The following is a 25704-nucleotide window of genomic DNA, read 5'->3' on the forward strand; positions in this document are numbered from 1 at the left end:
AATTGGACCCGCAGGACCAGGTGCAAGACCAGGCGTACGCCCCGGTCTCCCCGACGGGGGGAGGCACATGTCCACACCGTCGTCACGTCGGCTGATGGCCGTCTACATCACCCTGGTTGCGGTCGTCACCGTCGTGTACATGACCGTACCGGTGATGGTTCCCGTGATGTGGGCCGTGATGGGGCTGGCCGGAGTCGCCGCCATCCTGATCGGCACCCGCCTGTACCGGCCCGCCCACCAGTGGCCGTGGTGGGTCCTGGCGGCGGGCTTGCTCGTCTTCATCGCGGGCGACACGTACTACTTCGTGATGGAGCAGTATCTGGGAGCCTCCAACCCGTTCCCCTCCCCGGCCGACGCCTGCTATCTGGCCATGTACCCGCTCGTCGCGATCGGCCTGTCAGGGCTGGTGCGCCACCGATGGGCCGACCGCGACCTGCCGAGCCTGCTCGACGCGCTGATCGTCACCGCCGGCCTCGCCCTGCCCGTGTGGGTGTACCTGGTGCAACCGCTGACCGTGGTGCAGGGCATGACCTGGCAGCAACGTGCCATCAGCATCGCCTACCCCCTCGGCGACATCCTCGTGCTGGCCCTGCTGGTCCGGCTGCTCACCCCCAGCCCGCTCGACGGTTCCAATCGCGCCGTACGGCTGCTGGTCGCCGGCACGGTGACCCTGCTCGTCACCGACATCGCCTACGGGATCCTGCAGTTGTACGACGTGTGGCAGACCGGCAGCTTCCTGGACCTCGGCTGGGTCGCCTTCTACACCGCCTGGGGCCTGGCGGCGCTGCATCCGTCCATGGTCGAGCTGACGGCCTCCGTGCCCCAGCGGGAGTCTCTGCTGCCGCCGCCGCGCCGGCTGGTCATGCTCGCCGTGGCCACACTCATCGCGCCGGGGATCCTGCTCTGGGAGGGGCTGAGCGGTCAGACCCGGGACGCCGCCGTGATCGCGGTCTTCTCGGGCGTGCTCTTCCTCCTGGTGATCCTGCGGCTGGCGGGGATGGTCGTGGCACATCGCCACGCCGTCACACGCGAACTGGCCTTGCGGGGAGCGGCGGCGGCGCTGGTCTCCGCCTTCCGGCGGGAGGAGGTCGACCAGGCGTGCCGCACGGCGGTCGACCTGCTGTTGGGCCCGGACGTACCGCACCGGACCATGCTGCTGCCGCCGACGGAGCATGCGGCGGCGGACCTGGGCGCCCACGGCACCCGGCTGATGAACCCGGCCGCCCTCGACCCCGGCATCGCCGCCGACCTGGACGGCCTGCCGTCCGTCCTGGCGTGCCCCATGACCCAGCCGGACCGTCCGACCGCGACGGTGCCGGGCATCCTGCTGGTCGCCGCCCCGGAAGGGCAGCTCAACGAGACCTGGGGCTCCATGGAGATCCTGGCCTCCCACGCCGGCCTGGCCATGGAGCGCGTCGCGCTGCGCCAGGAGGTGGTCCGGCGGGAGAACGAGGCGTACTTCCGCACGCTCGTCCGCAACACCGCCGACGTCATTCTGATCCTGGAGGAGGACGACACCGTCCGGTACGCCAGCCCGTCCGCGCGAATAGTGTTCGGCACCGACGAGCTCCTCGGCGTGTCGCTTCCGGACCTGGTGGATCCGAGTGACCGGCAGCGGGCCGCTCGGCAGCTGACCGCCGTACGGGAGCGTGGCGCGCGTGGCGGGCACGATCACTGGTGGGTCCGTCGTCATGAGGGGCGCGTCGAGGTGGAGGTCCGATTCAGCGACTTCCGGGACGAGCGGACCGTGTCCGGGCTGGTGGTGACGCTGCGAGACGTGACCGAGCAGCGGCGGCTGGAGCAGGAGCTGACGCAGCGGGCCTTTCACGACTCCTTGACCGGGCTGCCCAACCGGACGCTGTTGCTGGAGCGGATCGAGCGCGCCCTGCTGCGCGGCCGCCGCGAGTCGACCCTGACCTGTCTGCTCTTCATCGACCTCGACGACTTCAAGCTGGTCAACGACACCATGGGGCACCGGGCCGGCGATCATCTGCTGGTCGCCGTCGGCAACCGGCTGTCCCGGGCGCTGCGGCGCACCGACACCGCCGCCCGGCTCGGCGGCGACGAGTTCGCCGTACTGATGGAGGACGCCAAGCAGCCACTGGACGCCGAGCTCCTGGCGGCCCAGGTCATCCAGACGCTGGGGCGGCCGTTCGATCTGACCGACGAGTCGGTGACGGTGTCGGCCAGTGTGGGCGTGGCCACGGCACGTGACAGCACGGACGCGGAGCAGCTGCTGGGCCATGCCGACCTCGCGCTGTACGCGGCGAAGGCGGCGGGCAAGAGGCAGTGGCGCCGCTTCAAGCCCCTGCTGCGCAGCCGCATGGTCGAGCGGCACGATCTGCAGACCCAGCTGGCCCAGGCGGTCGCCGACAAGGCGTTCGGGCTGCGCTACCAGCCGGTCGTGGACATCACCGGGGGCGAGGTCGTCGGGTTCGAGGCGCTGGTGCGCTGGCCGGACGAGCGCCGGCCTGCCGTCGCCCCGGACCAGTTCATCAGCCTCGCCGAGGAGACCGGGCACATCGCCGCGCTGGGCTCGTGGGTGATGGAGAACGCGGTCAACGACATCGTGGGACTGCAACGTCTGCCGGGTCCCGCCCGGCCGCCGTACGTCAGTGTGAACGTCTCCGCCCGTCAGTTCCGCGACGCCGGGTTCATCGAACAGGTCGGTGCGGCACTGAGCACACCGGGCCTCGAACCGGGATCGCTGCAACTGGAGCTGACGGAGACGGTGCTGCTGCAGCGCGACGACCGGCTCCAGACGGTGCTGAACACGCTGAAGGAACTCGGGGTGCACATCGCGGTCGACGACTTCGGCACCGGCTTCTCCTCGCTGCGCTACCTGCAGGACTTCCCCATCGACGTGCTGAAGATCGACAAGTCGTTCATCGACAACATCGCGCGCGACGCCCAGCAGGTCGCCCTGGTCGAGGGCATCGTGCGGATCGCGGACACGCTGGGCCTGCAGGTCATCGCGGAGGGGATCGAGGACACCGCGCAGCGGGATCTGCTGGTCGGGATGGGGTGCCGGTTCGGGCAGGGGTTCCTGTTCGCCCGGCCGATGACGGTGGAGCAGAGTGCGCAGGTGCTGCGGGAGCCGACCGTCCGTCCGTTCGCGCCCGCCCGCACTCCGCGGCCCCGGATCGAAGCCGCCCGGGGACGCCGGGAGGCGCGCTGGGCGGACCTGGAGCATCTGCGGCGCACCAGCCCGATGAGCGACGCGGTCCTGGACGAGGTCCGCGGCCGGCACATCCGCAGCGGCGACCACTGGCTGATCGACTTCGCGTCGTGCAACTACCTGGGCTTCGACTGGGACCCGGAGGTCATGGATGCGATCGATCCCGCTGTGCGCCAGTGGGGTACGCACCCCAGCTGGTCGCGGCTGCTGGGCAGCCCGCGCCTGTACCCCGACATCGAGGAGCGGCTCGCCGCACTGCTGGGCGCGCCGGACACGCTGCTGCTGCCCACACTGACGCTGGTCCACTCCTCGGTGATCCCGGCCATCGTCGAGGACGGCCATGTCTTCGTGGAGGCGACCGCGCACCGCACGGTGTACGACGGCTGCGTGGTGGCCCGGGCCCAGGGCGCGACCCTGCACCGCTTCCACGCCGAACGGCCCGACGAGCTGCGCAGTCAGCTGGCCGGGGTGCCACCGGGGACACCGCGGCTGGTGTGCCTGGACGGGGTCAACAGCATGAGCGGCAACATCCCGGACATACCCTCGTTGGCTGCGGTGTGCCGCTCCGAGGGCGCGACGCTGTACGTCGACGACGCGCACGGCTTCGGGGTGATCGGGGAGCGCGGGCCGGCCGAGACGTGCCCGTACGGCATGCGCGGCAACTGCGTGGTGCGGCACACCGGGGAGTCGTACGACGGAATCGTGCTCGTGGGCGGGTTCTCGAAGGCGTACTCGTCCCTGCTGGCGTTCCTCGCGCTGCCGTCGGAGCTGAAGAACCGGCTGAAGACCGCGGCGGCGCCCTATCTGTACTCGGGGCCTTCACCGACGGCGTCACTGGCGACCGCGATGGCCGGGATGGACGTCAACGAGCGCCGGGGCGACGCGATCCGGGCCGACCTGTACCGCAAGACGGTCAGGGTGCTCGACCACCTGGAGAGCATGGGGGTGAGCATCCTCAACTCGGACCGGCTGCCGATCGTGGAGGTGCCGCTGGCGAACCCGGCCGACCTGGACGCGGTCGCCGCGTTCCTGTGGGAGGAGGGCGTCTACGTGACGCTGGCCGCCTACCCGCTGGTCCCGCGTGACCGGGTGGGGTTCCGCGTCCAGCTCACCGCCCTCAACTCCGACGAGGACATCGACCACCTGAACGGGACCCTGACACGGTTGTCCGATCGTTTCCCGCTGCGGCTGAAGGGCTAGTCGGCCATGACGACGCACAACGACGACGTGGACTGGGACCGCTGGCCGGTCGCCGACTACCTCGCGGAGAACTACCGCGAGGTGCACCCCTCGGACGCGGCGGTCATCGCGCACCACTCCGCGTTCTACCGGGGCCTGCCACCCGGCGGGATCGCCCGCTCGGTGGAGTTCGGCGCGGGCCCCAACCTGTACCCGCTGATGCTCGCGTCCGCCGCGTGCCGCCGGATCGACGCCGTGGAGGCCGGGGCGGGCAACGTCTCCTACCTCGAGGACCAGATCTGTCACCGGCTCGACGCGAGCTGGCTGCCCTTCCACGAGCTGTGCCGACGGCTCAATCCCGAGGTGCCCGCCACGCTGGCCGGCGCGCTGGCCCCGGTGCACATCGTCCACGCCGACGTCCGGGCTCTGCCGCCGGGCGTGTACGAACTCGCCTCCATGCACTTCGTCGCCGAGAGCGTGACGGAGGACTTCGCCGAGTTCGCCGAGTTCTGCCACACCTTCGCCCGCACGGCCCGGCCGGGCGGCTACCTGGTTGCCGCGTTCATGGAGAACATGCCGACGTACCGCATCGGACCCGCCTCCCGATGGCCGGGCTGTCCGGTGAGCCCGGCGACCGTCACGGAGGTCTTCACGCCTCTGACGCGGGACCTGGACGTGACCCACATCGACGTGGACCCGACCCTGCCGGACTACGGGGACTCGGGGATGGTACTGCTCACGGGGGTGGCAGAGGCGGTCTGACCCTCCCGGGTCAGCCGTCCGACCCGGGACGGTACCTCCGGCGCAGCACCACTCCCCCGGCGACCAGCGCCGCGCTCGCCGCGACGGCATGGAGGGTGTGGTCCGTGCCCGTGTGTGCCAAAGCGCCCCTGGCGTGCGGGACGGTGCGCGGGGCGGGTTCGGGGGCCGGGTTCGGCCGGGATGGCGGGGTCGGCTTCGGGGCCGGCTTCGGCGGGTGCTGGGGGCGCTCGGGGCGCTGGTCGCCGGGCGTGTTCGAGGACGCGCTGCCGGTGGACGCGTCGCCGATGCCGACCACGTTCACCGAGTTGCCCGTGACGTTGACCGGGAGGTCGACCGGCAGCTGCACGCCGGTGCCGGAGATCACGCCCGGTGAATCCGTTCCGCCGCTCTCGGCGACCGCGCCGCCGGACCGGCCCGGCCGTCGGCCCCGCCCGTCGTCCTCGTTCGCGCAGCTGTTGCCGGCGGCGGGGTTCAGGAAGCCCACCACGTTCACGGTGTTGCCGCACACGTTCACCGGAGCGTGCACCGGCAGCTGGACGGTGTTGCCGGAGACCACCCCGGGCGAACCGGCCGCCGCGCCGTCCGCACCGGTACCGGCGTACGCGGGGACGGTCACGGCCATCGCGCCCGAGGCGGCGGCGACGGCGATCACTCCGTTTCGGGTAACCCGTCTCATGGGACCCCTGCCTTCCAGACATCGTCGCGGGCACTCACCCGCACCGGGTAGAACGCGGGGCGTCCGGTGCGAGTTATGGCTTATCCGCCTTTCACTCCATCGAGCGGCCCGGTCGTCGAACTAGCGGTAAAGCCCTTCGTATGGGAGCCCCGGCAGCGCCGCCCGCCCGGAGGCGCGGGTTCCGGGGCCCGTTTATGGTGAGCGAGGGCGCCGATCCCGTCCGCTGCGGGGCGCCCCGCGTCCCTGGAGGCACCGATGCTGGCCAAGCTGTCCACGCGCCCCTCGATACGGCGCTGCGCGGTCACCGGCACGGCCGGGCTGGCCCTGCTGGGCACGGCGCTGCCGGCCGCCGACGACCCGCCGCCCGGCCTCACACGCTTCTACGACCAGAAGGTCACGTGGTCGCGGTGCACGGGCATGGACATGCCCAAGGACCTCCAGTGCGGGAAGGTCACCGTCCCGCTCGACTACGCCGAGCCGGGCGGGGGCACCCTCGACATCGCCGTCGCCCGCTACCGGGCCACGGGCAAGTCCCGGGGCTCGCTCCTGCTGAACTTCGGCGGCCCGGGCGGCCAGGGGGTGGCCCAACTCGCCATGGGCGGCAAGGACTTCATGGGGCTGACGAACGGCTATGACGTCGTCTCCTTCGACCCCCGCGGCGTGGGGCGCTCCTCGCCCGTCAGCTGCGGAAACGCCTCGGACAACGCCCTGGACGCGACGGACGGCAACGCCGACGTGGCCGACCCCCAGGCCGTGCTGGAGGAGCTGCGGGCGGCGGCCACCGAGTGCACCGAGCATTCGGGTCCGGTCCTGCCCCACATCGGCACGGTCAACGCCGCCCGCGACCTGGACGTCATGCGGGACGCACTCGGCGACGACAAGCTCAACTACCTGGGCTTCTCCTACGGGAGCCGGCTCGGCGCGGTGTACGCGGCCCAGTACCCGGAGAAGGTCGGCAGGATGGTGCTGGACGGCGTCGACACCCTGACCGAGCCGCTGGCCGACCAGGGCGTGGTGAGCGCCCAGGGGCAGCAGACCGCGCTGGAGAGCTTCCTGACCTGGTGCACTCAGGACATCGCCTGTCCGTTCGGACGGAATCCGCGAGAAGCCCGGAAACACGTCGTCGAGGTGGTCGAGTCGCTCGACAAGGACCCGCTGCCGACCGACTTCGGCGAGGCGTTCACCGGCCAGGACTTCGCGGGCGCCCTCGGGCAGGGCCTCTACAGCAGGGAGCTGTGGCCCTCGCTGCAACGGGCCATCGGACAGCTGCTCGAGGACGGTGACACGCGCGGCCTGGAGACGTTCCTGTCCGGGGGCTTCACCCTCCCGTCGCGGCGCGGCCCGCACGCCGGACTCACCGACCCGGCCGACGTGCCCCTCGACAACCTGCCGGCGGCGCTGATGGCGGTCAACTGCGCGGACGATCCCGACCGCCCCGCCGCCGCACAGGTCACCGAGGACCTCGGCCGGCTGCGCGCCCGCTACGAGCAGGCGTCACCGGTCTTCGGCCGCTACCGGCTCACCCAGGTGCTGATGTGCTACGGCCGCCCCAAGGGCACCGACTACATCCGCGACGACGTCAAGGACGTCGACACGCCGCGCATGCTCCTCGTCGGCACCCGGGGCGACCCGGCCACGCCGTACCGCTGGACGGTGGAGACCGCCAAGCGGCTCGGCTCGTCGGCCGTGGTGCTCGACAACCGGGGCGAGGGCCACACCGGCTACGGCTCGTCCAAATGCGTGCACAGCAAGGTCGACGCCTTCCTGCTGTACGGAACCCTTCCGCCGGACGGCAGTTCCTGCGGCTCCGACCGCGACGACGAGTGAGATCGATTGCCCCAAATGCCCCAGTCGCGAATTCGCTCTATCGTTCTGTCATGGAGAGCGTTCTGAGTCCCGCGACCCTTGCCGAACTGCGGCGCCCGCGCCCCTACCCCGCGGTCTCCGTGCTGACGCCGACACACCGGCGCGATCCCTACAGCGCCCAGGACCAGGTCCGGCTGCGCAACGTGGTGGCCGAGGCCAAGAGGCAGCTGGAGGCCGATCCGGCCGTCACCCGTGAGCGACGCACCGACGTCGCCGGACATCTCGACCGGGCCCTGTCCGAGGTCGACCTGACCCACGCCGAGGACGGCCTGGTGATCTTCGCCGCTCCCGGCGAGCACCAGGTGTGGTCACTGGCCAGGCCCGTACCCGAACGCGTGGTCGTCTCGGACACCTTCCTCACCCGCAACCTGGTGTCCGCACAGACGGCCGGGCGCCCCATCTGGGTCCTGTCGCTCGCCGCGGATCGCGCCACCCTGTGGAACGGCGGCGTCGACCGGGTCACCGAGGCCCGCGTGGGCGGCTTCCCGCTGACGCGACGCGTGGAGAACTTCGACCCGGAGCGGCAGCAGCGGATCGGCGACACGCCGAGCGCCTTCCGGGAGGAACGCACCCGCCAGTTCCTCCGCGAGGCCGACACCGCGATGAACGCCGTCCTGCGCGACCACCCGAGACAGCTGTACGTCACCGGCGAGCCGGCCGCCCTCTCCCTGCTGGACGAGGTCGGCAGCACCGCCCGGAACGCGGTGCACGTCCCGCACGGCGGGCTCGCGCACGGGACCCCCGAGGTCGTGTGGCAGGCCGTACGCCCGGTGATCGAGGCGGAGGCCCGCAGAAGCGCGGACGCCGTGACCCGCGCCCTCGAAACGGCCCGCGGGCGGCGGGAGTTCGCCGCCGGTGTCGACGAGCTGTGGCAGAGCGCCCGGGACGGCCGGATCCGCCTGCTGGCCGTCGAGGAGAACTACCGCGTGACGGTCCGCGACGCCGGGGACCATCTGATCCTCGCCGAGAGCGACGACCTCGACTCCCGCGAGGACATCGTGGACGAGATCGTCGAGCAGTGCCTCGAAACCGGCGCCGACGTCCGCTTCGTACCGGACGGCGCCCTCGGGGAGGCGGACGGCATGGCCGGGGTGCTGCGGTACTGACCGACGCACCGGCCGGCCTCCCCCGGGAGTCACACGACGGCCCTGGAGCCCCCAGCGCAACAGGGCTCGAACACAGGGCCGTCGAACACCCGCCGCAACCTGGCCCCACCGATCCGACGGGTCGTCAAATACCCTGTGTAATCTACGACTTGTGCCTCGGGGTAGCGCACTCCGCACCTACCTCGGAGTAACTCCGTGAGACTGTGGCATATGCCAGAAGCACCACCGAATCGTGTGTCGCCGAATCCCTTACAGGGCGTCGCGGGCTGTGCAACAGTCGTAACGGTCCCTCCATCCACCTTGGTCGTACCGTCCCCGCATCGGAGTGCGTCATGCCGTCCCACCTCTCCGCGGACCGCCCAGCCGCCCAGCCGCCCGGACGCGGCTCGGTCGACGCGCTCATTTCGCAGACGCGGCGGCTCAAGGGCGAGGTGGACGCGGTGCGCCGCGACGCCGCGGGAGAAGGATCGGACCACCCGCGCGAACGCTGGCAGCGCGCCCTGTACGACCTTGCCCTGCACCAACTCAGCGACCTCGACGAGCACTTGGCCCAGCTGAGGGACGGTCCTCTGCCCACGGCGGCCCCGGAACCCACCGCACCCCCACAGGGCTCCCTGCTCAGCCGGGTCGGCAGCGCCGAGTGGAATCTGCTGACGGACGAGGCCAGTTGGTCCGGGGAGCTCTACCAGATCCTCGGCCGCGACCCGGCCGCTCCCCCGCTCACCCTCGACGAACTGCCGTCGCTGGTGGTGGACGAGGACCGGCCCACACTGACGGCGATGGTCACCAACTGCCTCGTCGACGCCCGGCCCATCGACGGCGAGTTCCGCATCACCCGCCGGGGCGGCGACGTACGTACCGTGCACATGATGGGCGAACCGGTGCTCGACACCGACGGCAGCACCGCCTCGATGTGGGCCGTGCTGCGCGACGTCAGCGAACTGCGCCGCAGCCAGCGGGCGGTGAGCGAGACCCGTGACTCGCTCCACCACCGGCAGGAGGCCGCGCGGAGCGAGCAACGGCTCGCGGTCGAACTGCAGGAGGCCGTGCTGCCGCCGTGGCGCGGCTCCCTGCGGCTCCCGCACCGGGGCCCCAGAACCCTCGACCTCGCGTCCCGGCACCTGTCGGCGTCCACGAACACCATGATCGGCGGCGACTGGTACGACGCGCTCGAACTGACCGACGGCGAAACGCTCCTCAGCGTCGGCGATCTCACCGGCCAGGGGGTCGGCGTCACCTCGAACATGACCATGCTGCTCGGTGCCGTACGCGGCATGGCCATGGCCGGTGCCCAGCCGGGGCAGTTGATGGCCTGGCTGAACCAGTTACTCGACGCCACCGTGCAACCCGCCCTGGGCAGCGCCGTATGCTGCCGCTACCGGCCCGCCACCCGCACCCTGGCGTGGGCACAGGCCGGACACCCCGCCCCGCTGCTGTTCCGCGACGGGACGGGGCGCGCGCTGAACGCACCGGACGGCGTCCTGCTCGGCGCCACCTCGGGCGCCGCCTACGGGCAGGCCGAAGAGACGCTCCAGGTGGGAGACCTGCTGCTCCTGCACACCGACGGGCTGGTGCCCGGGCACACCGGGTCGGCGGCCGCGAACCTCCTCCTCGGACTGGCACCCCGCCTGACCGGGAACCGCACGGCGGAGGACTGCGTACGGACCGTGGTCGAGGAGTTCGGCGAGAGCGATCGCGAGGACAACGCCTGTGTGCTCGTCGCCAGGGTCATGTCTTAGGAATCTCAGGCCTGTGCGCGGCTGCCGCCCCTGCCCTTCGTTTTCGGCAGGGCGAGCTTGATCTCCTCCCTCAGCTCCTGGATCCTCGGGTAGCCCGAGTACTCCGCGGTGAGCCGGTACATCTGGCGGAGCCGGTCCCAGGTGCGGTGCGAGGAGTTGGATCCCATCGACACCAGGGCCAGTCGCGCGTACCGGTCCGCCTGTTCGGGGTCGTCGGCGATGAAGCAGGCCGACGCCATCGACAGGTAGTCGAAGATCTTCGACCGCTGCCGGCCGTCGACCCGCAGGGCGAGGGCCTTCTCCGCGTAGTGCTGGGCGTGGGCGGCCGCGCCCGGCTCGAACTCGGCGAGCGTGCGGTAGGCCAGGGCCTGCATGCCGTAGAGGTCCTCCTCCTTGAAGGTCTGCATCCAGTCCGGCGGCGGCACGTCGGCCTTGTCGGAGACGAACAGGTCCTCCGCCCGCCCGAGCGTGCGGCGCATCGCCTGGCCCTTGCCCATGGCGGCCTGTGCCCAGGCCTCGATGGTGTAGAGCATCGCCCGGGTGCGGGGCAGCACCTCGTCACCGGAGCCGGAGGTGGCGAGCTTCATCAGGTCCAGGGCGTCGTCCGGCCGGCCCAGGTGCACCATCTGGCGGGCGGCGCGGGACAGCGCCTCGCCGGCGCGGGGCCGGTCCCCGCCCTCTCTGGCCGCGTGCGCGGCGATGACGAAGTACTTCTGGGCCGTGGGCTCCAGGCCGACGTCGTGCGACATCCAGCCCGCGAGGACGGCGAGGTTGGCGGCGACGCCCCACAGGCGCCGCTGGAGGTGAGGGGGGTGGCGGTAGGCGAGCATGCCGCCCACCTCGTTGAGCTGGCCCACCACGGCCTTGCGCTGGAGCCCGCCGCCGCGGGCGGCGTCCCAGGCGCGGAACACCTCGACCGAGCGCTCCAGTTCCTCGATCTCCTGCGACCCGATGGGGGCGGCCTCGTAACGGTCGAACCCAGCGGGGTCGGCGTGCAGGGGATGGTCGAGGTCGGGGGCGTCGGCAGCCAGGGAAGGGTCGGAGTGCAGCCAGTCGTACATGGCACTGCTGAGTGCGGATCCCGCGGCGAGCGCGGCGCCCGCGCCCACCAAGCCGCGTCGGTTGAGCATGAGGTCCATTCCCGTGAATTCGGTGAGGACCGCGGCGGTCCGCTCGGGCGCCCACGGCACACCGTCGGGAGCATCGGCACTCCCGCCGCCCTGCCGTTTCCCCGCACGCCCGTGCCGGACCAGACCGAGGTCCTCGATGGTCACGACACGGCCGAGACGCTCGGTGAACAGAGCCGCCAGCACCCGCGGCACCGGATCGCGCGGGATCTCTCCCGTGTCGATCCACCGCCGCACCCGGGAGGTGTCGGTCGACAGCTGGGGATGGCCCATGGCCGCCGCCTGCCGGTTGACCAGCCTCGCGAGTTCGCCCTTGGACCAGCCGGCCAGGCCGAACAGGTCCGCGAGCCGGGTGTTGGGTTGTCCGCTCACGTCAAGCCCCCAGGTTCTCGGCTGAGTTGACAGTAGCCCGGGGAGACTTGCCGGGCGACTATTCGCCAGGGTTCGCCAGGGTGCGCCAGATGGTGTGCCACCGGCCATCCGGTGTCAGGTAGGAACGCGCCACCCCGACCCGGTCGCCGGGGACACTCCCCAGGGTTCCCCCGGGCGCCCGGGTCGGGTGGTGCGCTGTCGTCGCAGGCACACGAAGGGATCTGTTTCGCCCATGTACACAGCATCGTCCTCCGTGTCCGCACCGCCCCGGTCGCTGCACCCGCGTCCCACGGACAGCGGCCCCTACCTCGCCCCCGCGCGGCCGGCGGCCCCCGTGCTCGGTGCGGGCAGGGCTCGGCGCGGCGCGGTCCTCGGTACCCAACCGCTCAGCGGGAGACTCGACTTGTCCGGCCCCCAGGGCGCGCAGTTGCGCACGGCGATCGCTTCCGTGCACCGCATCTGCCCGGAGTTCGCCCCGGTGCAGGTCCTGCGCCGCAACGGACGGTCCGTGCTCCTGGTCGGCACGACCGGTCGCAGCACGGCTGTCGCCAAGTGTTTACTGGACCACTCCCCCGCCTGGTCCGAGCGGATCCGCCACGAGATAGCGGCATACCGCTCGTTCGTCCGGCACCGCCCACCCGTGCGGGCACCGAGACTGATCGCGGCGGATCCGGACAACTGCACCCTGGTGATCGAGCGGATGCCCGGCCGGGTGGCGGCGCTCCAGCGGCACCCGGCCGAGGCGCCGCCCCGGGCGGACATCAGAGCGGCCCTCGGCGCGATCTGCCGGCTGAACGCCTGGCGGCCGCCGGCCGGCACCTTCGACGCCCCGCTCGACTACGCGGCCCGGATCTCCCGCTACCACGAGCTGGGCCTGCTCACCGACCGGGACCTGGGCGACCTGCAGAAGCTGCTGCACGGCATCGCACAGGCGTCCGGCCGGCAGGGCATGGGCCAGTTCTGCCACGGCGACGCGCTGTTGTCGAACATTCTCCTGTCACCGGCCGGTCCAGTGCTGGTGGATTGGGAGCACGCGGGCTGGTACCTGCCGGGCTACGACCTGGCGACCCTGTGGTCGGTGCTCGGGGACGCGCCGGTCGCTCGTCGTCAGATCAGTCAGATCGCGCAGTCGGCGGGACTGGCGTCCAGGGATGCCTTCCTGGTGAACCTGATGCTGGTGCTGACCCGTGAGATCCGTACCTACGAGACGGCCGTGCAGCGTTCGATGCACGACGCGACCCCGGCGGCACCGGGCACGGCCCACCCGGGTGCTGCGCCGACCGGCGAGGAGCAGAGGCTGCTGCTGCGGCGGCTGCACGACGACTGCCAGTTGGCCCGGCGCGCCGTGCGCGCGGCGGTCGGCACTCGCTGACGGGGACGAAAGGGCCGCTGTACGCCAGGTCGGCGTGCAGCGGCCCTTTCCTGTGCGGTCGGTTCGGGCTCAGCCCTGCTGGAAGAGTTCCGCCGGGAGCGGCTTGAGGAGAGCGTAGAGATCGTCCGTGATGGGGCGGTCCCAGGCGGCGATGGTCACCAGGACGTTGTCGCTGCGGTCGAACTGCACGCAGGAGATCCGGCTCTCGGAGAGCTTGACGCGGCGCACGATCAGTAGGTTGTCGCCCTGCATCACCGGCACGTCCTCGGTGCCGACGACGGTGACCTCCTCGTCGTTCTCCAGCGCCAGCAGCAGCTGGGCCACCTCGAAGGGAACCTGGCCCTCTTCGACCTCACGGGCCGGGGAGCCCTCGGGCAGATTGCCGATGATCATCGCGGGGCCTCGGCCGCCGAACAGGTCATAGCGCAGGAAGACGCCCTGGCAGGTGCCGTCGGGCGCGGGCAGCAGTCCCGCACCGAGGTTGCCGGGCCAGTCGCCCGGGTCCATGGCCAGTACGTCGAAGTCGGGCCCGGCGGGGGTGGCGCTGCGGCGGCGGAGGAACGACATGTCGCCCATGGTACGTGCCCCGGCCTGCGAAGTGCGGGGCGGGCGGCGGATCGGGTGAGCCGGTGGTCGCCTCGTGGAGGGGTGGTGTCAGGCCCCGGGGACGCTGCCGGCCGGGTCTACGCCGTCGCCTTGTGCCGCTGGTGGTGGCGGGCCACCCGGGCGCGGTTGCCGCAGGAGGGCTTGCACCACTCCTGGCGCGGGTGCTCCTTGAGGAAGTACCGCACGCAGCGCGGCGCGTGGCAGGCCCGCAGCCGGTCGCGCTCGGGGCTCGCGAGGAACGCGATCACGGCGTGGGCGAGGGCCGCGGCCGGGTCGTCGGCGGCTCGGACGGGCTTGGGGCGGACGAGCGGGGCGGCGTCTTCGGGCCAGTCCAGGACCGGCACGGTGGGGGTGCGGGCCGCCGCCTCGTTCAGGTGCCGCACCGCTTCCGCCAGGGGCATGAGGCGGGCCGCGTCCGCGCGGCTCGGTTCGCCGGGGCGTACGGCCCGGGCGAAGAGCGCACGGACGGCGGCCCGCAGCTCGCGGACGGCGGTGAGCTGCGCGGCGTCGGCGGTGAACCCGGCGCCGTCGCCTTCGCCCCGGGCCGGTTGCGGTGCCGCGCCGGCGGCGAAGCCCTCTCGGTGGTCGTCGGGCCGGTCGGGAGCGGTGCCCGGCAGCAGCTCGGGGTGCGCCCGGACCCACTCGGTCAGGCCGGCCGGGTCGGCCAGGTCGTCGGTGACGCCGCCGTGCCCGTCGTGGCGGATGGTGAGGGCCAGGTCCAGGGCGAGCCGGGCGTCCCCGCTGATCGGTTCCCGCATGTGGCTGATGATAGGCCCGACCGTATCCATTACCGCCGGTCAGTCCTCCGAGGGCGACGGCGGGATCACGGCGACGGGGCTGGCGGCGTGCAGCAGCACGGCGTGCGTGACCGAGCCCATCATGCGGACGGGTGAGAGCAGACGGCGCCGGTGCCGGCCCACCACGACGAGGTCGGCGTCCCGGGAGGCCGCGACGAGGTAGCCGGCCGCGTCGCCCGCCGCCGGGACCAGCTCGACCGGGATGTCCGGGTGCCGTTCACGGTGCGGGGCGAGGAAGCCGTCGGCGAGGACGCGTGTCTCGTCCTCGATGACGTCCTGGTCGACGATCGGCGGGGGCATCTCCCCGGGCATCATCCACGGCTGTGCGGGCCACGGGTAGGCGGCGACCGCCTGGAGCCGGGCACCGCGCCGGGCGGCCTCGGCGAAGGCGAACCCGAGCGTGGCCTCGTCGGGGCCGTCCACCTTCAGGCCGACGACCACCCGCGGGCCGGGACCACCCGTCGGTTCGCCGTGGACCTCGCGTCCGGGCCGGGGCACCACGACGACCGGGCACTCGGCGTCGCGGGCGGCGGCCATGCTGTTCGAGCCGAGCACCAGGCTGGCGAAGCCGCCGCGGCCCCGGGAGCCGAGCACCAGCAGCTGGGCGCCGGAGCCCAGCTCGGGCAAGACCGCACCGGCCGCGCCCACCAGGCCCACGTACTCCGTCTCCGGCTGGTCGGGGCGGCCCTCCAGATGGGTGCGGACCTGGTCGAGCACGGAGTCGTCCTGCGGGTCCGCGGGCCCGGCGGCGAGCACCTCGGGCTGTACCCAGTGGGCGTACTGGCGTACGTGCGCCACGCGCAGGGGTGCCGCGCGCCGACGAGCGGCGTCGACGGCCCAGTCCATGGCGCGCAGGCTGTCGTCCGAACCGTCGACCGCCGCGACGACAGGCAGGGTGCTCATGGGGTCCTCACCTCCGGGATTCGACCGTTCCCTCCCGGGGGCCAGCCTGACTCAGGTGGTGGGTCCGGGGGGATGCCTCAGGTCGCGTGTCCGGAAATGCGGACGGAACACCCCCGGATCGGCCGTCGGACAGCGGCCGTCCGGAACGGGTCGCCCGCGCCCTCAGGTGAGGTCGAACTCTCCTTCCCGCGCTCCCGACACGAACGCGCCCCACTCGGCGGGCGTGAAGATCAGCGATGGGCTCTCGGGGCGGGCACTGTTCCGCATGGCGATGAAGCCCTCGACGAAGGCGATCTGGACATCCCCCCGCCCCCGGCTGCTGGACTGCCACTGTGCGTTGGTGAGGTCCAGCTCCGGCTTGTCCCAGCCCGTGAGCGGGCGCTGCTGGGTGGTGGTCTCGGCCACGTCCGTGCTCCTCCCGATCGTCGTCCGCGGCCAGCCTAGCGATCGTGTCCCACAGCCAACAGGGCACGTGAGGCGGACCTTTCAGGAGTCCGGGGGCCGGTCGCCCACCAGCCACATGGAGAAGAACTGCGATCCGCCGCCGTAGGCGTGTCCGAGGACCCTGCGCGCGCCGTCCACCTGGTGTTCTCCGGCCTGCCCGCGCACCTGGAGCGCCGCTTCCGCGAAGCGGATCATGCCGGAGGCGCCGATGGGGTTGGCGGACAGCACACCGCCCGACATGTTGACGGGCAGGGCCCCGTCCAGTTCGGTCACGCCCGTCTCGGTGAGCTTCCAGCCCTCGCCCGCGTCGGCGAAGCCGAGGTTCTCCAGCCACATGGGCTCGTACCAGGAGAACGGCACGTAGATCTCGGCGCCGTCGATCTCGCGGCGGGGGTCGGTGATCCCGGCCTGCCGGTAGACGTCGGCGGCGCAGTCCTGCCCGGCCTGCGGGGAGACGAAGTCCTTGCCGGCGAAGAGGGTCGGTTCGCTGCGCATCGCGCCGCCGAGCATCCAGGCGGGCGGGTGCGGGGCCCGGGCGGCTCCGGCGCGGCCGGTGAGGACCATGGCGCAGGCACCGTCGGAGGAGGGGCAGGTCTCCGAGTAGCGGATCGGGTCCCACAGCATGGGCGAGGCCATGACCTTGTCGAGGGTGATGTCGTGTTCGTGCAGGTGGGCGTAAGGGTTCTTGAGTGCGTTGCGGCGGTCCTTGTAGGCGACGAGGGCGCCGATCGTCTCGGGCGCTCCGCTGCGGCGCATGTAGGCGCGGATGTGCGGTGCGAAGAATCCGCCGGCCCCGGCGAGCAGGGGCTGCTGGAAGGGGATCGGCAGGGACAGGCCCCACATGGCGTTGGACTCGGACTGCTTTTCGAAGGCGAGGGTGAGGACCGTGCCGTGGACGCGGGCGGCGACGAGGTTCGCCGCGACGAGCGCGGTGGAGCCACCGACCGAGCCGGCGGTGTGGACGCGGAGCATGGGTTTGCCGACGGCTCCGAGGGCGTCGGCGAGGTAGAGCTCCGGCATCATGACGCCCTCGAAGAAGTCGGGGGCCTTGCCGATCACGACGGCGTCGATGTCGGCCCAGGTCAGCTCGGCGTCCTGGAGCGCCCGCCGGGCCGCTTCCCGGACCAGTCCCGCGAGGGACACGTCCCGGCGGGCCGCGACGTGCCTGGTCTGGCCGATGCCGACGACGGCCACGGGCTCCTTGCTCATCGGCGTTCCCCTTCGAGTACGGCGACCAGGTTCTGCTGGAGGCAGGGGCCGGAGGTGGCGTGGGCGAGGGCGCGGTCGGACGCGCCGCGGTGGATGCGTGCGGCGGCCTCGCCGATGCGGATCAGGCCGGCGGCCATGATCGGGTTGGCGGCCAGGGCGCCGCCGGACGGGTTGACGTCCACGTCCTCGCCCAGCCGGAGGGCCTTGCGCAGGACGACCTCCTGCGCGGTGAAGGGCGCGTGCAGCTCCGCGGTGTCGACGGGCCGCTCGAAGACTCCGGCCCGTTCGGCGGCCAGGCGGGTGGACGGCGAGTCGGTCAGGTCGCGCACGCCGAGGCCGTGGGCCTCGATGCGGTGGTCGATGCCGCGGATCCAGGCGGGGCGGTCGCACAGGTCCCGGGCCCGGTCCCCCGCCGCGAGGATCACGGCGGCGGCCCCGTCGCCGATGGGCGGGCAGTCGCCGGTGCGCAGGGGCTGTACGAGGTAGTCGCCCTGCGGCACGGGGCCGCGCAGTTGTGCGTGGGGGTTGGTGGTCGCCGCCTCACGGTTGCGGGAGGCGACGGCGGCGAGGGCGGGTTCGTCGGTGTCGCGGGCGTCGATGAGGGCCTGCGCCTGGAGGGCGGCGAGTGCCACCGAGTCGGGCCAGAGGGGCGCCACGTAGTAGGGGTCGAGCTGGCGGGTCAGGACGTCGCGGACGGAGCCGGGCGAGGACTTGCCGTACGAGTAGACCAGGGCGGTGTCGGCGTCGCCGGTGAGGAGTTTCGTCCAGGCCTCGTACAGGGCCCAGGCGCCGTCCATCTCGACGTGCGACTCGGAGATCGGGGGCCAGGCGCCGACGCCGTCGAGGGCGAGGGTGAAGGAGAAGGCGCGGCCGGCGAGGTAGTCGCTGGAGCCGGAGCAGGTGAAGTCGATGTCGGCGGTCTTCAGGCCGGTCCGGTCCAGGACCTCGTGGAGCACCGGCATCAGCATCTCCACCTCGGAGAGCTCCTCGCTGGTGCGCCGGTGGGCGGTCTGGGCGAAGGCGACGACGGCGATCTCGCGGTCCCGCGGTGCGCTCGTCACAGCAGCTCCTTGTAGGTGTCGTAGTCCGCGTCGGGTTCGCCGGTGGGCCGGTAGTGGTCGGGGTAGCGGGCGCCGTCGGTCCACACGGGCTCGACGCGCAGGCCCATGCGGACCTCGTCGTAGGGGATGCCGCCGATGCGGCCGTGCAGGGCAAGGCCGGCGCCGTCGAGGGCGATGTGGGCGTAGACGTACGGCACCTCTATGTCGAGGTTCTTCGCTTTGATGTTGACGATGCAGAACGTGGTCACGGTGCCGCGTGGACCCACCTCGACCTGCTCGGACGTGGCCACCCCGCAGGTGGGGCACGCACCCCTCGGTGGGACGTAGACCTTGCGGCAGGACGGGCAGCGCTCACCGACGGTGCGCCGGCCGGAGAGGGCGTTGATGTAGGCGGTCTGGGCGCGGCCGGGCGAGTAGGTGTAGTCGAGGCGGGCGGCGGCGACGATGCCGGTGACGGGGTCCTCGAACGCGCCGGTGTGCCCCGTCGGTTCGGCCCGGCGGCCGTCGCAGGGCTCGAAGCAGGCGATGTCGGTGATGGCGCCGGTGCGTTCGCCCGCCCAGCGGACGCGGACCGGCATGCCAGTGTGCACGGCGGCGGGGCCGGGGGCGTCGAGGGCGTGCAGGAGGGCGGTGTCGGCGCCGTCGAGGCGGACCAGCACCCATGCGAAGGGGGTGGTGAGGGGCTGGCCGCGGCGGGGGGCGGGGTTCCAGGCCCAGGTGGTGACCGTGCCGGTCGGGGCGACCTCGACCAGGTCGTGGAGTTCCTCGGCGGTGACGGGGTCGTACTCGACGGGCGGGACGAGGGTGCGGCCGTCGCCAGTCTTCACTCCGAGGATCACACGTTCGCGCAGACCGGTCAGGAAGGCGCTCTGGACGGGCCCGAGGGAGCGGGTGAAGGGAAATTCGACGACAAGCGGCGCCTTGAGAACTGCGGACATCGAGGGCCTGCCTCCTTCGAGATCGGCGTGCACGGGGCGCCCCCTCCGGGGCGCGGGGAACTGCGCGCTCGGCCACCGACGGCCCGCGGCTCGGAACCGGCCACCTCCGGCGCAGCGCCACGCACGCCTGCGGACCGGTGGTCGCGCGACGCCTACGCGCGCTTGTAGACGGGAGGTCGTTTCTCCGCGAAGGCGCGGGTGCCTTCCTTGGCGTCGGCGGTGTCGAAGACCGGCCAGCCGCGGGTGAGTTCGGCGGCGAGGCCGTCCTGTTCGGTCATCTCGGCGGTCTCGTAGACCGAGGCCTTGACGGCTTCCACGGCCAGTGGGCCGCAGGCGTTGATCCGCTCGGCGATCTCCAGCGCTTTGTCCAGCGCGGTGCCGTCGGGGACGACGTGGCCGACCAGGCCGATGGCGGCGGCTTCGCGGGCGCTGTAGGGGCGGCCGGTGAGGAGCATCTCCAGGGCGTGGGTGCGCGGGATCTGGCGTTGCAGGCGGACGGTGGAGCCGCCGATGGGGAACAGGCCGCGCTTCACCTCGAACAGGCCGAAGGTCGCGGACTCGGCGGCGACGCGGATGTCGGTCCCTTGGAGCATTTCGGTGCCGCCCGCGACGCAGTACCCTTCGACGGCGGCGATCACCGGCTTGCGCGGGCGGTGGTGGCGCAGCATCGCCTTCCAGTGCAGGTCGGGGTCGGCCTTGAGCCGGTCGCGGTACTCCTCTCCGGCCATGCCGTTCCCGGCGAGGGCCTTGAGGTCCATGCCGGAGCAGAACGAGCCGCCCGCCCCGGTGAAGACGATCGAGCGGACCGAGTCGTCGGCGTCGGCCTCGAGCCAGCCGTCGTGGAGGCCGACGAGCATCGGCAGCGAGAGCGCGTTCCTGGCTTCCGGCCGGTTGAGCGTGAGCACCAGTGTGGCGCCTTCGCGCTGCACGGTGAGGTGTTCCGTCCCACCCATGGCGAACTCCCCTCTCGTGGAACGAGAACAGGTTGCAGTAGGGCGGGTGGCACTTCAAGGGTTTTCTGACAGTCAGTCAGATTCTTTCGCTCGAGCCCTTCACAGTTGGGCCGCCCTTTGCTCTGATGACCGGCGAACCGTCCGATACCAGGCACGCCCGGGGTCAGGAGGAGCGGTGGAGTACAACCTTGCCGACCTGTTCGAGTCGGTCGTCGACGTCGTTCCCGGCCGTGAGGCGCTGGTGTACGCCGACCACCCGGGCACGGGCGCGGAGCGCCGTCTGACGTACGCGGAGCTGGATGCGGCAGCCGACCGCGTCGGCCACCATCTGCTGGACAGCGGGATACGGCCCGGCGAGCACCTCGGGCTCCATCTCTACAACGGCGTGGAGTACCTGCAGACGGTGCTGGGCTGCCTGAAGGCGCGGATCGTGCCCGTCAATGTCAACTACCGCTACGTCGAAGAGGAGTTGGTGTACCTCTACCGGGACGCGGATCTGGTGGCGCTGGTCTTCGACGCCGAATTCACGGACCGGGTGGCGGTGGCACGTCCCCGGGCGGAGGAGCTGCGGCATCTGATCCGGGTGGGGGTTCCGGCGCCGGGGGCCGCGGAGGTCGCCTGTGTGGAGTTCGCACAAATGGAGGCCGCGGGGGCGCCCGGGCGGGGTTTTCCGGCCCGTTCGGCCGACGACCAGTTCATCATCTACACCGGCGGCACGACCGGCATGCCCAAGGGGGTGATGTGGCGGCAGGAGGACCTGTTCTTCGCGGGCCTCGGCGGCGGCGCCCCGACCGGTGAACCGGTGAAGAAGCCGGAGGAGCTGGCGGAGCGGGTCGCGGCCGGGGGTGCCGGGATCACGTTCTTCCCGACGGCTCCGCTGATGCACGGCACCTCCACCCTCACCGCGTTCATCGGCTTCAACTTCGGGCAGCGGGTCGTGATCCACCGCAAGTTCGTGCCCGAGGAGGTGCTGCGGACCGTGGAGAAGGAGAGGGTCAACAGCATCTCACTGGTGGGCGACGCGATGCTCCGGCCGCTGATCGACGCGCTCAGCGGACCCCTGCGGCACATCGACCGCTCGTCGCTGTTCAGCGTGTCCTCGTCCGGCGCGATCATGTCGGACACGGTGCGGACGCAGTTCCAGGAGCTGGTGCCGAACGCCATGCTGCTGAACAACTTCGGCTCCTCGGAGTCGGGCTTCAACGGGACGGCCACCGAGGACTCCGGCCCGGAACGGGGCTTCCGGGTGCGGGTCAACGCCCGTACCCAGGTGGTCGACCCGGCCACCCACGAGCCGGTGGCGGCCGGCGAGGTGGGGCGGGTCGCCCAGTGCGGACACGTGCCGCTCGGCTACTACAACGACCCGGCCAAGACCGCCGCGACCTTCTTCGAGAAGGCGGGCGAGCGCTGGGTGCTGCTCGGCGACATGGCCACTGTCGACGAGGAGGGCGTGGTCACCGTCCTCGGCCGTGGCTCGCAGTGCATCAACACCGGCGGCGAGAAAGTGTACCCGGAGGAGGTCGAACAGGCCCTCAAGTCCCACCCGGACGTCTACGACGCGCTGGTGGCCGGGGTGCCGGACGCCCAGTGGGGCCACCATGTGGCGGCCGTGGTGCAACTGCGCGCGGGAGCGGCGCCGCCCTCGCTCCAGGACATACAGACCCACTGCCGCGACCGGCTCGCCGGATACAAGGTCCCGCGCCAGCTGGTGCTCACCGAGTCGATCCGGCGATCGCCGAGCGGCAAGGCGGACTACCGGTGGGCGCGCGAGGTGGCGGCGACGGCGGACGGGTGAATCTCCGGCCCGGACCGTTGAACCTAAGGTGACGTGCGGACGTACTGGTGGTGGCGGGCTCGCTCACCCGAGCTCCGTTCGCCATGCCAGCAAGACCGCACGGAAGGACCACCGGGTGTCGCTCTTCACTCGCTCCCGTCAGCTTTCGGACACGACCGAGGGCCGGGCGGAACCGGATGACGACACCGGTACGGCGGACCCGGAGGGCAGCACCGGGACATCGGAACCACAGGACGACACCGGCACGGCGGATCCGGAGGGCAGCACCGGCACGGCGGATCCGCAGGCCGGCGCTGCGACGGACTCCGCGCAGAGCGCCACTCCCGCACAGCGCACCCCTTCCGGGCAGTCGCCGACCGCCAAGCCCGGCTGGTTCGGCTGGCGGCGCCGCTACCCCCGTACGGCACGCGGCGCCTCCCTGGGGACGACCGTGCTGGCCGGTGCGCTCGTGCTGTTCGCGCTGCTCGTGCCGAACCGGATCGAGCGCATCGAGTTCGCGTCGTTCGTGCGCATCCCCGCCGAGGGCGTGCTGCTCGCCGGGCTCCTGCTCGCGCTGCCGTCGAAGCCCCGTCGCGTCACGGCGGTCGTCACGGGCGTGTTCCTGGGCCTGATCACGGTGCTGAAGTTCGTCGACATGGGCTTCTACCAGATCCTGGCCCGGCCCTTCGACCTGGTCCTGGACTGGATCCTGATCGAGAACGGCACGGACTTCCTGAGGGAGACGTTCGGCCGTACCGGCCAGGTGCTGGCCGTGACCGGCGTGATCGTCCTGTTCGTCGCGCTGCTCGTCCTCACGACGCTCGCGGTGGTGCGGCTGACGAACCTGATGGTCCGGCACCGGCCCGTCGCCGGCCGCACGGTCCTGATCCTCGGCACGGCGTGGATCACCTGTATGACCCTGGGCGTACAGATCGGTACCGTGCCGGTCGCCACCAAGGGCAACGCCGAGTTCCTGGGCAACCGGGTGGACCAGGTGCGCGCGGGGCTCGCGGACGCCCGGGTCTTCGAGAAGCAGGCCTCGGTGGACGCCTTCGCGAAGACCCCGCCCGACCAGCTGCTCACGGGGCTGCGCGGCAAGGACGTCCTGTTCACCTTCATCGAGAGCTACGGCAGGGTCGCGATCGACGACCCGGCGATGGCGCAGCAGACCGACGCGGTGCTCAAGGAGGGCACCGGCAGGCTGAAGGCGGCCGGGTTCGAGTCGCGCAGCGGCTGGCTCCAGTCGCCGGTGACGGGCGCGGGCAGCTGGCTGGCCCACTCGACGTTCCTGTCCGGGCTGTGGATCAAGAACCAGCAGCGGTACCGCAGTCTGACCACGAGCGATCGCATGACGCTGACGAACTACTTCGGCAAGACCGGGGCCTGGCGGACCGTCGGCGTCGTGCCGGGCGTGCGGCGGGCCTGGCCGGAGGGCAAGTACTTCGGCCTCGACCACATCTACGACTCCGAGCACCTCGGCTACCACGGCCCGTACTTCAGCTGGACGCCCGTGCCCGACCAGTTCAGCATGGAGGCCTTCGAGCGGCTGGAGCACGGCAAGAAGGACCGCGAGCCGATCATGGCGGAGATCATCCTGGCCTCCAGCCACAACCCCTGGTCCCCCATCGCCCACATGATCGACTGGGAGGACCTCGGCGACGGCTCGGTGTTCCACCGGATCAAGAAGGAGGGCACCAACCCCACGGAGGTCTGGAAGGACCCGGAGAAGGTGCGCGCCGAGTACCGCAAGGCCATCGAGTACTCGATCCGCAGCCTCACCGAGTGGGTCGAGCGCTACGGCGACGACGACACGGTGCTGGTCTTCCTCGGCGACCACCAGCCGGTGCCGACCGTCACCGCCGGGGACACCGGCAAGGACGTGCCGGTGACGATCGTCGCCCACGACAAGAAGGTCCTGGACCGGGTCGCCGACTGGGGCTGGACGGACGGCCTCAAGCCGGCCGGTAACGCGCCCCGATGGGGCATGGACACGTTCCGCGACCGCTTCATGACGGCGTACGGGCCGCGGGGCTGAGGAACTCCGTCACGGCCGCCAGGAACTCCTTCGGACGGGTCTCGTGCACGAGATGCCCGGCGTCGAGGGTGATGTGCCGGGCGTCGGGCAGCAGTTCGGCGAACACGGCGATCTGCTCCTGCGGGATCGGGCTGCTCGGCCCGCCACCGATCAGCAGCGTGGGCATGGTGATCCGGCCCATGTGGTCCCACCACAGGGGATTCGGTGCGTTGCGCTGCTCGTCGGTGGCGAGGATCATCGCCCAGTCGTACGGGGTCTCCCCGCGGGGCCGTTCGGCGGGTGGGCGCGGCGGGTCCAGCGGGAAGGGCGCTGGCACGTCCTCCAGGACGAGCCGCCGCACGAGCCCCGGACCGCACTGGGCGAGCAGGTAGGCGACGGCGCCGCCGAGCGAGTGGCCCACGACGTCGGCGCGGTCGATGCCGAGCTCCCGAGGAGGGCGTGGATGTCGTCGCGCATGGTCTCGTACGCGTATCCGCCCGGCCAGTCGCTCCGGCCGTGTCCGCGCAGATCGGGAGCGTACACACGGCGAGGCCCGGCGGGCCCGGTGGCCAGGACCGGGGCGATCGGCGCCAGTCGGCCCCGTCGGCCCCACGGGCGTGCAGCAGGACGAGAGGCTCCGCGTCCTGCGGTCCCCAGACGCGGTAGGCCTGTGTGATGCCGTTCGCCTGTGCGGTGCGCGGTGCTGTGTCCATGCCGGGCACGGTAGGCGAGGAGTGCCCCGGAGCGGGGCCGCTCTGCCGGCAGCAGAGGCGCGCGTATCCGCGGTCAGGAGAAGAAGGCAGCCATGCGTCGCGTGAACCCCTGCGGGTCGTCGAGCCACGGGTAGTGCCCCGCTCCCGGCTGCACCGCGAACTCGGCCGCCGGGAAGGCGCCCGCGGCACGCCGCGCGAGCGAGGGGCTCGGACCACCGTCGACCTCACCGGCCAGGACGAGCACGGGAGTTCTCACCCGGGCCAGCGCACCGCGCGTCGTTGCCGGATCGTAGGCGCCGTCGCCACCGTAGACATCCGCCGCGTCGTCGTTGGTCTCGGTCTCCTCGCGGTCGGCGTGGGCCCGGGCGGTGTCGTCCCAGCGGCCGTAGAAGAACGGGAGGAACACCGGATCGAAGTCACCGGTGCCGTCCAGCCATGCCTCGAACGCCGGGAACGCGTCCGGGAACCACGGTTCCGACGCCCGCAGTCGTGCCGCCGCCAGCCGGTCCCCGCCCGTCGCCGGCAGCCCCAGTGCCCACGGGGTGGCGGTGACCAGGGCCAGCCGGCCCAGCCGCTCCGGGTACCGGGCCGCGTACAGCATGGCCAGGCTGCCGCCCGCCGAGTGCGCGAGCACGTCCATCCGCTCCAGCCCCAGATGGCGCCGCAGCGCCTCGACGTCGTCCACGAGCCGGTCGCAGCGGTACGTCCCGGGGTCCGCCGGCTTCGCGGACTCCCCCGTGCCGCGCAGGTCGAGGAGCACCAGCTGCCGGTGGGCGTCCAGTCCGCCCAGGTCTCCCAGGTAGGCGGAGGCCCGCATGGGCCCGCCGGGCAGCACGACGAGCGGCTCGCCCTCGCCACGCAGGTGGAAGGCCAGTCGGGTCCCGTCCGGGGCACTGAAGATCGGCATGCCGTCGA

At 72.0% G+C, this 25704-nt stretch carries 20 protein-coding genes; 8 read left to right on the top strand and 12 right to left on the bottom strand.

Features of this window, described 5'->3' with window-relative positions; all coding sequences use genetic code 11:
- Positions 1–94: 94 nt before the first annotated feature.
- Both BJ965_RS02320 and BJ965_RS02325 read left to right on the top strand, forming a co-directional pair.
- Complete coding sequence (locus tag BJ965_RS02320) at positions 95–4378, top strand: aminotransferase class I/II-fold pyridoxal phosphate-dependent enzyme (protein WP_184916671.1); 4284 nt, start codon at positions 95–97, stop codon at positions 4376–4378.
- A 6-nt stretch (positions 4379–4384) separates the two neighbouring features.
- Positions 4385–5119: a class I SAM-dependent methyltransferase gene (locus tag BJ965_RS02325; RefSeq protein ID WP_184907109.1), complete on the top strand. Its 735-nt coding sequence runs from the start codon at positions 4385–4387 to the stop codon at positions 5117–5119.
- A 10-nt stretch (positions 5120–5129) separates the two neighbouring features.
- Here BJ965_RS02325 and BJ965_RS02330 read toward each other — a convergent pair whose 3' ends face one another.
- Complete coding sequence (locus BJ965_RS02330) at positions 5130–5795, bottom strand: chaplin (protein WP_184907110.1); 666 nt, start codon at positions 5793–5795, stop codon at positions 5130–5132.
- 255 nt (positions 5796–6050) lie between these two features.
- Here BJ965_RS02330 and BJ965_RS02335 point away from each other — a divergent pair, with 255 nt between their 5' ends.
- The 3 genes from BJ965_RS02335 to BJ965_RS02345 all read left to right on the top strand — a co-directional run bounded on the left by BJ965_RS02335 (position 6051) and on the right by BJ965_RS02345 (position 10506).
- Complete coding sequence (locus BJ965_RS02335; RefSeq protein ID WP_184907111.1) at positions 6051–7622, top strand: alpha/beta hydrolase; 1572 nt, start codon at positions 6051–6053, stop codon at positions 7620–7622.
- 50 nt (positions 7623–7672) lie between these two features.
- On the top strand, positions 7673–8767 hold the full coding sequence (locus BJ965_RS02340) for a baeRF3 domain-containing protein (protein ID WP_184907112.1): 1095 nt from the start codon (positions 7673–7675) through the stop codon (positions 8765–8767).
- Between the two features lie 332 nt (positions 8768–9099).
- Positions 9100–10506 carry a PP2C family protein-serine/threonine phosphatase gene (locus BJ965_RS02345; protein WP_184907113.1) on the top strand — a complete coding sequence of 469 codons (1407 nt, stop codon included), beginning with the start codon at positions 9100–9102 and terminating at the stop codon, positions 10504–10506.
- Between the two features lie 5 nt (positions 10507–10511).
- Here the strand turns inward: BJ965_RS02345 and BJ965_RS02350 are convergent, their stop codons facing one another.
- The gene (locus BJ965_RS02350) at positions 10512–12005 is read right to left on the bottom strand and encodes a DNA-binding protein NsdB (protein WP_184907114.1); all 1494 of its coding nucleotides are present in this window, start codon (positions 12003–12005) and stop codon (positions 10512–10514) included.
- Positions 12006–12237: 232 nt separating this feature from the next.
- On the opposite strand from BJ965_RS02350, the gene BJ965_RS02355 reads away from it, so the two are divergent.
- Positions 12238–13377, top strand: a complete 1140-nt coding sequence (locus BJ965_RS02355; protein WP_184907115.1) for an aminoglycoside phosphotransferase family protein — start codon at positions 12238–12240, stop codon at positions 13375–13377.
- Between the two features lie 69 nt (positions 13378–13446).
- Here the strand turns inward: BJ965_RS02355 and BJ965_RS02360 are convergent, their stop codons facing one another.
- From BJ965_RS02360 to BJ965_RS02395, 8 genes are all read right to left on the bottom strand, one after another.
- Positions 13447–13944, bottom strand: coding sequence for a hypothetical protein (locus BJ965_RS02360; RefSeq protein ID WP_030844285.1), 498 nt, complete (start codon positions 13942–13944; stop codon positions 13447–13449).
- A gap of 116 nt (positions 13945–14060) precedes the next feature.
- On the bottom strand, positions 14061–14741 hold the full coding sequence (locus BJ965_RS02365) for a CGNR zinc finger domain-containing protein (RefSeq protein ID WP_184907116.1): 681 nt from the start codon (positions 14739–14741) through the stop codon (positions 14061–14063).
- 39 nt (positions 14742–14780) lie between these two features.
- Positions 14781–15683 carry a universal stress protein gene (locus BJ965_RS02370; RefSeq protein WP_184907117.1) on the bottom strand — a complete coding sequence of 301 codons (903 nt, stop codon included), beginning with the start codon at positions 15681–15683 and terminating at the stop codon, positions 14781–14783.
- Positions 15684–15845: 162 nt separating this feature from the next.
- Complete coding sequence (locus BJ965_RS02375) at positions 15846–16088, bottom strand: DUF397 domain-containing protein (protein WP_010033039.1); 243 nt, start codon at positions 16086–16088, stop codon at positions 15846–15848.
- A gap of 81 nt (positions 16089–16169) precedes the next feature.
- Entirely contained in the window at positions 16170–17336 is a 1167-nt protein-coding gene (locus tag BJ965_RS02380) for a thiolase domain-containing protein (RefSeq protein ID WP_184907118.1), read from the bottom strand.
- On the bottom strand, positions 17333–18397 hold the full coding sequence (locus tag BJ965_RS02385; protein WP_184907119.1) for a thiolase domain-containing protein: 1065 nt from the start codon (positions 18395–18397) through the stop codon (positions 17333–17335). Before BJ965_RS02385 ends, BJ965_RS02380 begins: the two co-directional genes overlap by 4 nt.
- Positions 18394–19335, bottom strand: coding sequence for a Zn-ribbon domain-containing OB-fold protein (locus BJ965_RS02390; protein WP_184907120.1), 942 nt, complete (start codon positions 19333–19335; stop codon positions 18394–18396). The genes BJ965_RS02385 and BJ965_RS02390 overlap by 4 nt, the downstream gene beginning before the upstream one ends.
- 152 nt (positions 19336–19487) lie before the next feature.
- Positions 19488–20288 (bottom strand): crotonase/enoyl-CoA hydratase family protein, encoded by an 801-nt coding sequence (locus BJ965_RS02395; RefSeq protein ID WP_184907121.1) that lies wholly within the window; start codon positions 20286–20288, stop codon positions 19488–19490.
- Positions 20289–20463: 175 nt separating this feature from the next.
- On the opposite strand from BJ965_RS02395, the gene BJ965_RS02400 reads away from it, so the two are divergent.
- The gene (locus tag BJ965_RS02400) at positions 20464–22083 is read left to right on the top strand and encodes an acyl-CoA synthetase (protein WP_184907122.1); all 1620 of its coding nucleotides are present in this window, start codon (positions 20464–20466) and stop codon (positions 22081–22083) included.
- 115 nt (positions 22084–22198) lie between these two features.
- Entirely contained in the window at positions 22199–24097 is a 1899-nt protein-coding gene (locus tag BJ965_RS02405; protein WP_184907123.1) for a sulfatase, read from the top strand.
- Here the strand turns inward: BJ965_RS02405 and BJ965_RS02410 are convergent.
- Both BJ965_RS02410 and BJ965_RS02415 read right to left on the bottom strand, forming a co-directional pair.
- Positions 24069–24917 carry an alpha/beta fold hydrolase gene (locus BJ965_RS02410; protein ID WP_376777893.1) on the bottom strand — a complete coding sequence of 283 codons (849 nt, stop codon included), beginning with the start codon at positions 24915–24917 and terminating at the stop codon, positions 24069–24071. The genes BJ965_RS02405 and BJ965_RS02410 overlap by 29 nt on opposite strands.
- Positions 24863–25696: an alpha/beta fold hydrolase gene (locus tag BJ965_RS02415; protein WP_184907124.1), complete on the bottom strand. Its 834-nt coding sequence runs from the start codon at positions 25694–25696 to the stop codon at positions 24863–24865. Before BJ965_RS02415 ends, BJ965_RS02410 begins: the two co-directional genes overlap by 55 nt.
- Between the last annotated feature and the right edge of the window lie 8 nt (positions 25697–25704).

The organism is Streptomyces luteogriseus, assembly GCF_014205055.1.
In the GTDB taxonomy this organism is placed as follows: Bacteria; Actinomycetota; Actinomycetes; order Streptomycetales; family Streptomycetaceae; genus Streptomyces; species Streptomyces luteogriseus.